Annotated in this window: 10 protein-coding genes and 1 riboswitch; of the genes, 7 read left to right on the top strand and 3 right to left on the bottom strand. The window is 58.3% G+C overall.

Annotated elements, in window-relative coordinates; translation table 11 throughout:
• Window positions 1-13: 13 nt before the first annotated feature.
• Window positions 14-120: riboswitch (TPP riboswitch) on the bottom strand.
• A gap of 262 nt (window positions 121-382) precedes the next feature.
• The gene (dnaJ, locus tag ACR0JW_RS19280; RefSeq protein WP_170680190.1) at window positions 383-1,528 is read right to left on the bottom strand and encodes a molecular chaperone DnaJ; all 1,146 of its coding nucleotides are present in this window, start codon (window positions 1,526-1,528) and stop codon (window positions 383-385) included.
• A 74-nt stretch (window positions 1,529-1,602) separates the two neighbouring features.
• Window positions 1,603-3,510: a molecular chaperone DnaK gene (gene dnaK, locus ACR0JW_RS19275; RefSeq protein ID WP_170680188.1), complete on the bottom strand. Its 1,908-nt coding sequence runs from the start codon at window positions 3,508-3,510 to the stop codon at window positions 1,603-1,605.
• Window positions 3,511-3,724: 214 nt separating this feature from the next.
• Here dnaK and ACR0JW_RS19270 point away from each other — a divergent pair, with 214 nt between their 5' ends.
• Complete coding sequence (locus tag ACR0JW_RS19270) at window positions 3,725-4,327, top strand: alpha-ketoglutarate-dependent dioxygenase AlkB (protein WP_170680186.1); 603 nt, start codon at window positions 3,725-3,727, stop codon at window positions 4,325-4,327.
• Here ACR0JW_RS19270 and ACR0JW_RS19265 read toward each other — a convergent pair.
• Complete coding sequence (locus ACR0JW_RS19265) at window positions 4,324-5,145, bottom strand: ABC-2 transporter permease (protein ID WP_170680309.1); 822 nt, start codon at window positions 5,143-5,145, stop codon at window positions 4,324-4,326. The genes ACR0JW_RS19270 and ACR0JW_RS19265 overlap by 4 nt on opposite strands.
• Before the next feature lie 122 nt (window positions 5,146-5,267).
• Here ACR0JW_RS19265 and cysQ point away from each other — a divergent pair, with 122 nt between their 5' ends.
• The 6 genes from cysQ to ACR0JW_RS19235 all read left to right on the top strand — a co-directional run bounded on the left by cysQ (window position 5,268) and on the right by ACR0JW_RS19235 (window position 11,840).
• Entirely contained in the window at window positions 5,268-6,065 is a 798-nt protein-coding gene (gene cysQ / locus ACR0JW_RS19260; protein WP_170680184.1) for a 3'(2'),5'-bisphosphate nucleotidase CysQ, read from the top strand.
• Complete coding sequence (locus ACR0JW_RS19255; protein ID WP_170680182.1) at window positions 6,065-6,865, top strand: 3-deoxy-manno-octulosonate cytidylyltransferase family protein; 801 nt, start codon at window positions 6,065-6,067, stop codon at window positions 6,863-6,865. Before cysQ ends, ACR0JW_RS19255 begins: the two co-directional genes overlap by 1 nt.
• 70 nt (window positions 6,866-6,935) lie before the next feature.
• Complete coding sequence (galE, locus tag ACR0JW_RS19250; protein WP_480714321.1) at window positions 6,936-7,919, top strand: UDP-glucose 4-epimerase GalE; 984 nt, start codon at window positions 6,936-6,938, stop codon at window positions 7,917-7,919.
• A 55-nt stretch (window positions 7,920-7,974) separates the two neighbouring features.
• Window positions 7,975-8,970, top strand: a complete 996-nt coding sequence (locus ACR0JW_RS19245; RefSeq protein ID WP_170680307.1) for a glycosyltransferase family 2 protein — start codon at window positions 7,975-7,977, stop codon at window positions 8,968-8,970.
• Between the two features lie 186 nt (window positions 8,971-9,156).
• Window positions 9,157-10,143, top strand: a complete 987-nt coding sequence (locus ACR0JW_RS19240; RefSeq protein WP_480714320.1) for a glycosyltransferase family 2 protein — start codon at window positions 9,157-9,159, stop codon at window positions 10,141-10,143.
• Complete coding sequence (locus ACR0JW_RS19235; protein ID WP_480714319.1) at window positions 10,140-11,840, top strand: DUF5927 domain-containing protein; 1,701 nt, start codon at window positions 10,140-10,142, stop codon at window positions 11,838-11,840. The genes ACR0JW_RS19240 and ACR0JW_RS19235 overlap by 4 nt, the downstream gene beginning before the upstream one ends.
• The last annotated feature ends 5 nt before the right edge of the window (window positions 11,841-11,845 follow it).

The raw sequence follows: 11,845 nt of genomic DNA, 5'->3' as shown, positions 1-11,845 counted from the left end.
CATGGAAAACGTCTGACAATCTGAGACCGTTCCCTACGCCGGTATTGCCCGGATCAGGTTCGATGGGTTAGCGCATTAACGCCTCTCAGCCCTTCGATCAGGGCACCCCAACGGTTGACCGGACAATCACAGGCACATCGGAAAAACACAAGACTGAATTTGATCTGTTTTATGGCCACCCTGATCCCTTGAGTAAGGCCAATGGTATTTGCGAGGCTCTGCCTCGCGCTCCGGGATATTTGGGGCCAGATGAACAAGGGATCTTTCCTTCATCTGGCCAAAAATATCCCGGGGGAGGCGCCCAAAGGGCGGCGGGGGCAGCGCCCCCTGCAACAAAAAAGCCGCCCGAATCCGGGCGGCTTTGGTCGGGAAAGCGGTTCCCTTAGCTTTTCATGCCATCCCAGAAGGACTTGACCGACGAGAAAAAGCTTTTTGATTCCGGGTGGTTGTCCTCTCCCAGATCGTCAAACTCACGCAGCAGTTCTTTCTGACGACTGGTCAGGTTGACCGGTGTTTCCACAGCCAGTTCGATGAACATGTCACCCACTCCACCGCCACGCAGGGCGGGCATTCCCTTGCCACGCAAACGCATCTGGCGGCCCGACTGGCTACCTGCCGGGATCTGCACCCGGCCACGACCGCCATCGATGGTGGGCACTTCGATCGAACCGCCCAGCGCGGCCTTGGCCATGCTGACCGGCACGCGGCAATAGAGGTTTATGCTGTCACGCTCAAACAGCTTGTGATCGGACACTTCAACAAAGATATACAAATCGCCCGGGGGGCCACCACGCATTCCGGCCTCACCCTCACCCGCCAGACGGATGCGGGTTCCGGTTTCGACACCGGCTGGAATATTGACGGACAGCGCCCGTTCTTTTTCCACCCGACCCGCGCCGCCGCAGGATTTACAGGGATTCTTGATGATCTGACCCAATCCCGAGCAGGTCGGACAGGTGCGTTCAACGGTGAAAAAGCCCTGTTGCGCGCGGACCTTACCCATACCCGAACAGGTCGGGCAGGTGGTCGGTTCAACGCCGCTTTCAGCGCCCGATCCATCACAGGCCGAACAGGCCACGGCAGCGGGCACGTTGATAGTCTTTTGCAGACCCGCAAACGCCTCTTCCAGCGAAACGCGCAGGTTGTAACGTAGGTCGGAACCGCGTGCGGCACGACGGCCACCGCCACCGCGCTGGCCACCCATGAAATCGCCGAACAGATCGTCGAACACGTCCGAAAACGCGCTGGAGAAATCGCCCTGACCAAAGCCGCCGCCGGGCCGGCCGCCGCCGCCCATGCCGTTTTCAAACGCGGCATGGCCAAAACGGTCATAGGCAGCCTTACGTTCTGCGTCTTTCAGAACGTCATAGGCTTCGTTCGCTTCCTTGAACTGCGCCTCGGCTTCCGGGTTGTCCTTGTTGCGGTCGGGATGCAATTCCTTGGCTTTCTTGCGAAAACCCTTCTTGATCTCGTCCGATGATGCGCCCTTGGACACGCCGAGCACATCGTAGTAGTCGCGTTTTGACATCAGTTTTTCCTTCTGCCTCAACGTAATCGGGCCGGCCCGGCAACCGGACCGGCCCGAATTGGCCCGGTTACCCGTTAGTTACGCTTGTCGTCGTCCAGATCTTCGAACTCGGCGTCGACGATGTCGTCATCACCCGGCGCGGCATCTGCTGCTGCCGGTTCTTCTTCACCTCCTTCGGCCTGCGACTTGTAAATGGCCTCGCCCAGCTTCATCGCAGCTTCGGTGACGTTCTGGATGCCCGATTTGATCTTGTCGGCGTTTTCGGTTTCCAGCTCGTCTTTCAGCGCGGCAATTGCCAGCTCGATGGCCTCGATGGTGGTCGGGTCGACCTTGTCGGCATGCTCTTCCATCGACTTTTCGGTCGAGTGGATGAGGCTTTCCGCCTGGTTCTTGGCGTCGACCAGCTCGCGGCGTTCCTTGTCGGCTTCCGCGTTCTCTTCGGCGTCCTTGACCATCTTTTCGATGTCCTCGTCGGACAGACCGCCCGAGGCCTGGATGGTGATCTTCTGTTCCTTGCCGGTGCCTTTGTCCTTGGCCGAAACCGAGACAATGCCGTTGGCGTCGATGTCAAAAGTCACCTCGATCTGCGGCATGCCGCGCGGTGCGGGCGGGATGTCTTCGAGGTTGAACTGACCCAGGATCTTGTTGTCCGAAGCCATCTCACGCTCACCCTGGAACACGCGGATGGTTACGGCGTTCTGGTTGTCCTCGGCCGTCGAGAAGACCTGAGACTTCTTGGTCGGGATCGTGGTGTTGCGGTCGATCAGACGGGTGAACACGCCACCCAGGGTTTCGATGCCCAGCGACAGCGGGGTCACGTCCAGCAAAACCACGTCTTTGACGTCGCCCTGCAGAACACCGGCCTGAATGGCGGCGCCCATGGCAACCACTTCGTCCGGGTTCACACCCTTGTGCGGCTCTTTGCCGAAGAATTTGGTGACCTCTTCGATCACTTTCGGCATCCGGGTCATACCACCGACCAGAACAACCTCGTCCACGTCAGCAGCCGACAGACCGGCGTCTTTCAGAGCTGCGGCGCAGGGCTTCATCGACTTCTTGATCAGATCGCCAACCAGCGATTCCAGCTTGGCGCGGGTCAGTTTCATGACCATGTGCAGCGGCTGGCCGTTCGAACCCATCGAGATGAACGGCTGGTTGATCTCGGTCTGCGAGGTCGAGGACAGCTCGATCTTGGCTTTTTCAGCAGCTTCTTTCAAACGCTGCAGCGCCATCTTGTCGGCAGACAGGTCGACGCCGTGTTCCTTTTTGAACTCGTCCGCCAAGTAGTTGACGATGCGCATGTCAAAGTCTTCACCGCCTAGGAAGGTGTCGCCGTTGGTCGATTTGACTTCGAACAGGCCGTCGTCGATTTCCAGGATGGTCACGTCGAAAGTACCGCCACCAAGGTCATAGACCGCGATGGTTTGAGTGTCTTTCTTGTCCAGACCATAGGCCAGCGCGGCAGCTGTCGGTTCGTTGATGATCCGAAGCACTTCCAGGCCGGCGATCTTGCCCGCGTCCTTGGTGGCCTGACGCTGAGCGTCGTTGAAATATGCCGGAACGGTGATCACGGCCTGCGTGACTTCCTCACCCAGATAGCTCTCGGCGGTTTCCTTCATCTTGCCCAGAGTGAAGGCCGAGATCTGGCTTGGGGAGTACTTTTCGCCGCGGGCTTGGACCCACGCGTCGCCATTGCCGCCATCAACGATGGCGTACGGCACCATTTTCTTGTCTTTTTCGACTTCGGCATCATCCACACGACGACCGATCAGACGCTTGACGCCAAAGATCGTGTTGTCGGGGTTGGTGACCGCCTGACGTTTTGCAGGCTGACCGACCAGTCGCTCATCTTCGGTGAAGGCGACGATCGAGGGCGTGGTCCGCGCCCCTTCGGCGTTTTCGATGACTTTCGGCTGCGAGCCGTCCATGATGGCCACGCACGAGTTTGTGGTACCAAGGTCAATCCCGATTACTTTACCCATATTTTCAATCCCTTTCTCTTCAAGGCGATGTCCCGAGGCCGGGACCCGTTATGGCATCCCTGCCCCGATCTGCATTGCGTAATGGCCCTACACCATTGCGCGTCCCGGCGTATATAAGGGCGCGACGAAAGGCCTGCAAGCGGTGTAAAACGCAGGTTTTCGGGATTTTGTGGCCTTTTTCGGCAAGGTTTTGGCAAGGATTGAGGATTCTGGGATGGCCCGGCTGATTTTGCGCGGATTCGATATCAGAAAGGGCTGGCTGGATGCAGCGGCCCAGACGCAACTGATCGAAACGCTGCGCCCGATTCTGAAAGCAGTGCCACTGGTGCGGCCGGTGACGCCGCAAGGCAAGGCGATGTCGGTGCGCATGACCTCGGCCGGGGCCGTTGGCTGGGTCACGGACCGGGATGGCTACCGGTATCAAACACAGCACCCGCAAGGGAAGGCCTGGCCCGACATTCCCGAACCGATCCTGAACCTGTGGCACGACCTTGCCAGCAGTGAACGCGACCCCGATTGCTGTCTGATCAATTATTACGGGGAAGGCGCCCGGATGGGTCTGCATCAGGACAAGGACGAGGCCGATTTTTCCTGGCCGGTTCTTTCGGTTTCGCTGGGGGATGATGCGCTTTTTCGGATCGGCAACACCACCCGAGGCGGCAAGACCGAGTCGATCTGGCTGAACTCGGGCGACGTTGTCATCATGGGCGGGCCGGCACGGCTGACTTATCACGGGATCGATCGCATCCGCTTCGGATCTTCCAAACTCTTGCCAAAAGGCGGGCGGATCAACTTGACGCTGCGGGTGGCCCGTTAGCGGCGTGCGTCCCAGCTTTGAGACACGTGTTTGCGTGTAAAGAACTCTCCCAATAGCCCGATCATCAGCAGCGCTATGCCAACCCACAAGGCATATTCCCAGTTTGTGTTCCGTGGAAAATAGTTGCGGAAAATGAAGCCCCGGGCCTGGTCGATGATGTGAAACAGCGGGTTCCAGGCGAACATCATCAGGATATAGCCGCCCAGCGCATTGGCGACGAACATCTTGCCCGAGAACACCATGTTCAGACGCCGATAGATGTTTTTCAACATCTCCGCCGTCCTTGGAAACCACGGCTTCAGGGCCATCAGGTTCAATCCCACCGTGCATCCCACAAACCAAGACAGGATCAGCATTCCGAAGGCGCCGCCTGGGTCCAGAATATCCAAAGGTTCAACCGCGACATGATACACGAACAGGATCACCAGTATTGAAACGAGCTGCGTATAAAGCGCGCCGAAGGCCGCCGCCAAAAGCATGATCATCGGATTCATCGGCGAATGCAGCATCATCGGATTGTTCCCCGGCGCAATACCGGCAATCGCGGATACCGACTTTACATGCATGATGAACATGAAAACGCCCGACAGCATGTAAAGCACGAAGTTGCCGCGGATTTTGGCAATCCGTCCCCCCATGAATGACAGTATCAGGTAGAAGACAGTGGCCAGAATGACGATCTGCATGATGTTGATGAAAATCGCGATAACAGCATTCGAATGTTGCGAGCGTATCTGCCGCACGACGGCGTGAAACACCAGTTCCGCCGTGGTGAAGGAACCGCCCAAAAGCGTTTGGTTGCGCTTGTAATAAAACACCCGACGCGTCTTTCCTGCTTCTTTGCCCAAAAACTGGCACGAAATTCTTGCCGTTCCGTAACCGTCACATCATAAGTCCAACAGGACATTGGATCAACAAATCCCAGGAACGGAGCATTTTTGTGACCTACGACGCGTTAATTCCCGTCATCAGACGCCTTGCCCTGCAAGCAGGGGACAAGATCATGCAGATTTATGAGGCGGATGATTTCGACGTGAAGGTCAAATCCGATGCCAGCCCCGTGACCGAAGCGGACGAGGCGGCAGATGCCCTGATCTCGGCCGGTCTGCGCGAAGCCTTTCCCGACGTCCTGCTGGTGACCGAGGAACAGGCGGCCTCGCACACGCAGAAGGGTGATACGTTTCTGATCGTCGACCCGCTGGACGGCACCAAGGAATTCATCAACCGGCGTGGTGATTTCACCGTCAATATCGCGCTGGTCGAAAACGGCGTTCCCACGCGCGGCGTTGTTTATGCACCTGCCCGGGGCCGCATGTTCTACACGCGGGCCGATGGCCGGTCGGTCGAAGAAACAGGTGCGCTTGAGATGGACATTATCGGGGACGTTACGCCAATTTCAGTGTCTGAACCGGACAATTCCGCCCTTTTGGTCGTGGCCTCGAAATCGCATCGGGACCAGGCGACCGAGGATTACATCAACAAATATCAGGTAAAGGACAGCAAAAGCGCCGGCTCGTCGCTCAAGTTCTGCCTTGTGGCCACTGGCGAGGCCGACATCTATCCACGGGTTGGCCGCACGATGGAGTGGGACACCGCCGCCGGACACGCGGTTCTGGCCGGCGCCGGGGGCAAGGTCGTTCGCTTCGACGATCATTCACCGCTGAGCTATGGCAAGGAAGACTATGCAAATCCGTTCTTCATTGCCTACGCTCCGGGTGTGGAACTGAAGGAAGCCTGATGTCTGTACTGATCGCAATCCCCGCCCGTTACGCGTCGACCCGCTATCCGGGCAAACCGCTGGTGCCGCTGAACGGTGCAAATGGCGTGTCCATGACCCTGATCGAACGATCCTGGCGCGCTGCGTGTTCGGTATCCGGCGTGGACCGCGTTGTAGTGGCCACAGACGATGACCGTATTCGTGACGTATGCGAAGGGTTTGGGGCGGAAGTGGTCATGACCTCCGAGACCTGCGGTAACGGCACGGAACGCTGCGCCGAAACCCATGCCAATCTGGGTTCGGGCTACGAGATCGTCGTCAATCTGCAGGGCGACGCGCCGCTGACACCGCATTGGTTCGTCGAAGATCTGATCGCGGGGTTACGTACGGCCCCTGACGCGGGTGTGGCCACGCCGGTCCTGCGTTGTGACGGTGATGCGCTGAACAGCCTGCTGAATGATCGCAGGAACGGACGGGTCGGCGGCACAACCGCCGTGTTCGGTGCAGATCACAGCGCGATGTATTTCTCGAAAGAGGTGGTCCCCTTTACCACGGCCACTTATGCGGGTGACGAGCCAACCCCGGTGTTCCATCACGTGGGTGTTTATGCCTATCGACCCGATGCGCTGGCCGCTTATCCCGACTGGCCGGTGGGGCCGCTGGAGAAACTGGAAGGACTGGAGCAGCTTCGGTTCATGGAGAACGGCCGCAAGGTTTTGTGCGTCGAGGTTGAGGCCAAGGGCCGCCAGTTCTGGGAACTGAACAACCCGCAAGACGTGCCAAAGATCGAAGAAATGATGGCCGCGATGGGGTTGGATTGAACGTTTTTCCCCATTTCACCGCCTCCTTTCATGGCCTAGTGTTTTTTGACGTTCGGAAATTGGATCACCCATGACAGTTGTTCTTGTCACCGGCGGCGCCGGATATATCGGGTCGCATGCCTGCAAGGCCCTTGCCGCCGCTGGCTATACGCCTGTGACATATGACAATCTGGTTACCGGCTGGCAGGACGCGGTGAAATTCGGACCGTTCGAGCATGGGGATCTGCTGGACCGAAACAGGCTGGATCAGGTGTTTGCCAAATACCGTCCCGCTGCGGTGATGCATTTCGCCGCCCTCAGCCAGGTGGGCGAAGCGATGGCGCAACCCGGCAGATACTGGGCGAACAATGTCACCGGTTCGCTGAACCTGATCGAAGCAGCCGTCGAAGCCGGGTGTCTGGATTTCGTCTTTTCGTCGACCTGTGCCACTTACGGCGATCAGGACAATGTGGTGCTGGACGAAAACGCGCCACAGAACCCGGTGAATGCCTACAGCTCCTCGAAACGCGCGATTGAGGATATTCTGCATGATTTCGGGGCCGCGCACGGGCTGAATCACGTCATTTTCCGCTATTTCAACGTTGCAGGAGCTGATCCTGACGCAGAAGTTGGCGAGTTTCACCGGCCCGAAACCCATCTGGTGCCGCTGATGCTGGATGCCATCGACGGCAAGCGGGTTGGTTTGACCGTGTTCGGAACCGATTACGATACGCCGGACGGCACCTGTATCCGCGATTACGTTCATGTCTGCGATCTGGTGGATGCCCATGTTCTGGGACTGAAATGGCTGGAAAACGGCAAAGGCAACCGGGTGTTCAACCTGGGGACCGGGTCCGGGTTTTCGGTGATGGAAGTGATCGAGCAATCCGGCGCGGTCACCAACCGAACAGTGCCCTATACGATCGGACCCCGTCGCGCCGGGGATTGTACGCGGCTGGTTTCGGGCTCGGACCGGGCGGAACAGGAACTGGGCTGGCGGCCGAAAAGATCAACATTAGAGACGATTGTCCGGGACGCATGGCGCTGGCACCAGACCGGACACTACGAGAAATGAGGGTCATGTGACCGCGCACCCGGTACAGGATCTGCCATCCATTGGCTGGGCGCAGATGTACCGGTTGCGGCTGAAACGCCGCGGGCTCTTGTGGCGCTCATTCCGAAGCCGCCGCCAGCTGTCCTGTCTTGAGGACCGGACGGAGAAAATCGGTAAGGGAGATATTCTGGCCTTTACCACACTGCGCAACGAGATGACGCGGCTGCCGTGGTTTTTTGAACACTACCGAACCTACGGCGTGGATCATTTTCTGATCGTGGATAACGGCAGCGACGACGGATCGACCGAATATCTGTTGGAACAACCCGATGTTTCGGTCTGGAACACGGCGGCCAGCTACCGTGCCGCGCGGTTTGGCCTGGACTGGCTGACCTGGCTGCAGATGCGATACGGGCACGGGCACTGGACCTTGATGGCTGATGCGGACGAGTTGCTGATTTACGCCCATCACGAGACCAGATCGCTACATGATCTGACCGCATGGCTGGAGTCGCACGGGCAAGACGCCTTTGGCGCGCTGATGCTGGATCTGTATCCGCAAGGGCCGCTGGGGAATCAAACCTATGACCCCGAAACCGACCCGATCCGGGTACTGGACGGGTTCGACAACGGTCCCTACCGGGTGCAGCGCCAAAGCCCGCTGGGTAATCTTTGGGTGCAGGGCGGAGCCCGCGAGAGGATGTTTTTTGCAAGTGCCCCACGTCGGTCGCCCACGCTGAACAAGATACCGCTGGTGCGATGGTCGCGGCATTATGCATTTGTAAACTCGTGCCATTCCGCGCTGCCGCGCCGGTTGAACGCCATTTATGACGGGCCTGGGGGGACTGCGGCCTCGGGTATCCTGCTGCACACCAAATTCCTGCCGGATGTCGTCGACAGGTCCAAAACCGAGAAAGCCAGGCGTCAGCATTTTCATGATCCGGACCAATTCGGGCCATATTACGATGGCATAATTGCGCAGCCTGTCATGTGGACAGAGCGATCAGAGCACTACGCTGGATGGCAGCAATTGCGCGCACTGGGGCTGATGAATGACGGGGGCTGGAACTGAATTGCCGCCTTCCCGACAGAATTGCAACGCCCCCGGCTAACAACTTTTAAACCCGTTGCCTCGCAAGATGCATAGGTGGCATAAAACGGCAATGGCTCGGATCCACTCAGGCTTGAACAGGCCCCGGGCCTGCTCGCGTAATAATAAGGGTTGGGCAGTCGCGTGAGCCTGTTGGATTCATATAGAATGAGGCTTCGGCGCAAGCGCCGTCTGGTGCGCTGTGTGCGCAAACGAAGCGAGCTGCGCGCGGTTTCGAACAACACCGCGCAAATACAGCGTGGCGATGTCTTGCTGATGAGCGTTGTACGCAACGAAAAGATCAGGCTGCCGTTCTTTCTGGACTATTATCGCAACCTGGGCATCAATCACTTCCTGTTTGTCGATAACGACAGCGATGACGGAACCTGCGCCTTTCTTGAGGCGCAGCCGGATGTGTCCGTCTGGCAGGCCGAGGCCAGCTATAAGCGCGCATCCTTTGGTCTGGACTGGTCCAACTATCTGCTGCGCAAATACGCGCCCGATCACTGGGTCCTGACGGTCGACCCGGATGAGTTCTTCATTTACCCGTTTTGTGACACCCGCCCGATCCGCGCGTTGACGGACTGGCTGGATGGCTGCGCCGTACGCAGCTTTGGCACCATGCTGATCGACATGTATCCGCAGGGTCCGGTCGATGAGGCGCCATATCAAGAAGGGCAGAATCCGTTCGAAATCGCGAACTGGTTCGACTCGGGCAACTACATGATTACCCGGAACCCCGATTATGGAAATCTGTGGATTCAGGGCGGTCCCCGCGCGCGGGTGTTCTTTCAGGACAATCCCTCAAAAGCTCCGGCGTTGAACAAGATACCGCTGGTCAAATGGGACAAGCGCTATGTCTATGTCAGCTCGACCCATTCCCTGCTGCCGCGCGGGCTGAACCAGGTCTACGACGAATGGGGCGGTGAAAAGGCCAGCGGCGCGTTGCTTCATGCCAAGCTGATCAACACTCTGGGCGACAAGGCGCGCGAAGAACTGCACCGCGGCCAGCATTATCGCGGCTCGGACGAGTACCGGGCCTATGCCCAGCGGCTGGAAGGCAAACCGGTTTTCTGGTGCGACTGGTCCGAGAAATACATCAACTGGAGACAGCTTGAGATTCTGGGCCTTATGTCGAAAGGAAACTGGGCATGAGCGGTCTGGGCGTCGTCATGCTGGTGCATACAGCACTGGACCGTGCCGAGCAGGTCGCGCGCCACTGGACAACGTCCGGCTGCCCGGTAGTGATCCACGTGGATCGCAAGGTTTCCGACCAGGCATTTGCCGAGTTTTCCGAGGCCTGCGCCGACAATCCCCTGATTGTATTCTCGGACCGGCATGCCTGCGAATGGGGCGGCTGGGGCATCGTCGCAGCCTCGCAATGCGCGGCGACGCTGATGCTGGAACAGTTCCCGGATGTGCGCCACGTATTTTTGTCGTCCGGGGCCTGTCTGCCCCTGCGGCCCGTGCAGGAACTGATCGACTATCTGTCGGACCGCCCGCGCGTCGATTTCATCGAAAGCGCGACCACCGCCGATGTCAGCTGGACCATCGGCGGTCTGGATCATGAACGGTTCACCCTGCGGTTCCCGTTTTCCTGGCGCAAGCGCCGCAAATTGTTTGATACTTACGTCAAATTTCAACGCGCTCTGGGCTTGCGGCGGCGTATCCCGGACGGGCTGGTCCCGCATATGGGCAGCCAGTGGTGGTGCCTGACCCGGCAGACCCTGTCGGCCATCCTGCAAGACCCCAAACGCCCCGTTTACGACCGCTATTTCCGCCGCGTCTGGATACCGGATGAAAGCTATTTCCAGACGCTCGCAAGGCTCTATTCAACGCATATCGAAAGCCGCTCGCTGACCTTGTCCAAGTTCGACTATCAGGGTCGGCCGCACATATTCTATGATGACCACCTGCAATTGCTGCGCCGTTCGGACTGTTTTGTGGCCCGCAAGATCTGGTGGAAGGCCGACCGGCTGTACCAGTCGTTTTTGACCGATCAAGCTGGGGCGATGAAACCGGCCGAGCCAAATCCGGGCAAGATCGACCGGGTATTTTCCAAAGCGGTCGAGCGGCGCATGCGCGGGCGCGACGGGCTGTACATGCAAAGCCGGTTTCCCCGACATGGCAGCGAGAACGGCCTGACGTCGTTTCCATATTCGGTATTTCAGGGATTTTCCGACCTTTTTGAAGATTTCGAAACCTGGCTGGAAAACACAACAAACACACGCGTACATGGTCATGTGTTCAGCCCTGAACGGGCAGAGTTTGCAGGTGACCAGACGATCACGAACGGCGCACTCAGCGATTGCGCCACATTGCGCGACTACAACACGAAGGCTTTCCTGTCGAACCTGATCTGGAATACTCGCGGCGAAAGGCAGTGTTTCCAGTTCGGCCCGGCGGACACGCAGGATATCAACTGGTTTCTGGCGCGCGACAAGAACGCACAGATTTCAGTGATCACCGGTGCCTGGGCAATTCCGCTGTTCCGGTCGAACCGGAACTTCGCCGACATCCGCAATGAGGCTGCGCGCCTGCAACAGGTCGAAAGCAAACAGCTTGAGGTTCTGACCTCGGTCTGGACCAAGGCGCGGGTGCGCACCTGGTGTATGGCAGAGTTTGTCGAATCTCCGATTGAGGCGCTGCATGAGGTGATAGACGAGATCGGGACCCAGCAACCGAGCCACCTGATTGAGGCGCCGAAGATGGTTGATCTGTCCGGCTTCGGTCAATTCCTGCAAAACCTGAAGAACCAGGGAATGCACCCGTATCTGATGGGCGATTTCACGGTAGACGACGTGTTTGGCAGCCAGACCAAACCGTTCCGAAAACCTTATTTGGTTCAGTAAATCGC

This window comes from Ruegeria sp. BG6, assembly GCF_056538465.1.
The sequence above is the reverse complement of the archived record's forward strand: the minus strand, read 5'-3'. Positions and strand labels throughout refer to the sequence as shown.

Excerpts from the sequence above, each read along its gene's own strand:
- dnaJ (WP_170680190.1), bottom strand. The coding sequence starts at position 1,528 with ATGTCAAAACGCGACTACTACGATGTGCTCGGCGTGTCCAAGGGCGCA.
- dnaK (WP_170680188.1), bottom strand. The coding sequence starts at position 3,510 with ATGGGTAAAGTAATCGGGATTGACCTTGGTACCACAAACTCGTGCGTG.
- ACR0JW_RS19270 (WP_170680186.1), top strand. The coding sequence starts at position 3,725 with ATGGCCCGGCTGATTTTGCGCGGATTCGATATCAGAAAGGGCTGGCTG.
- ACR0JW_RS19255 (WP_170680182.1), top strand. The coding sequence starts at position 6,065 with ATGTCTGTACTGATCGCAATCCCCGCCCGTTACGCGTCGACCCGCTAT.
- galE (WP_480714321.1), top strand. The coding sequence starts at position 6,936 with ATGACAGTTGTTCTTGTCACCGGCGGCGCCGGATATATCGGGTCGCAT.
- ACR0JW_RS19245 (WP_170680307.1), top strand. The coding sequence starts at position 7,975 with ATGTACCGGTTGCGGCTGAAACGCCGCGGGCTCTTGTGGCGCTCATTC.
- ACR0JW_RS19240 (WP_480714320.1), top strand. The coding sequence starts at position 9,157 with ATGAGGCTTCGGCGCAAGCGCCGTCTGGTGCGCTGTGTGCGCAAACGA.
- ACR0JW_RS19235 (WP_480714319.1), top strand. The coding sequence starts at position 10,140 with ATGAGCGGTCTGGGCGTCGTCATGCTGGTGCATACAGCACTGGACCGT.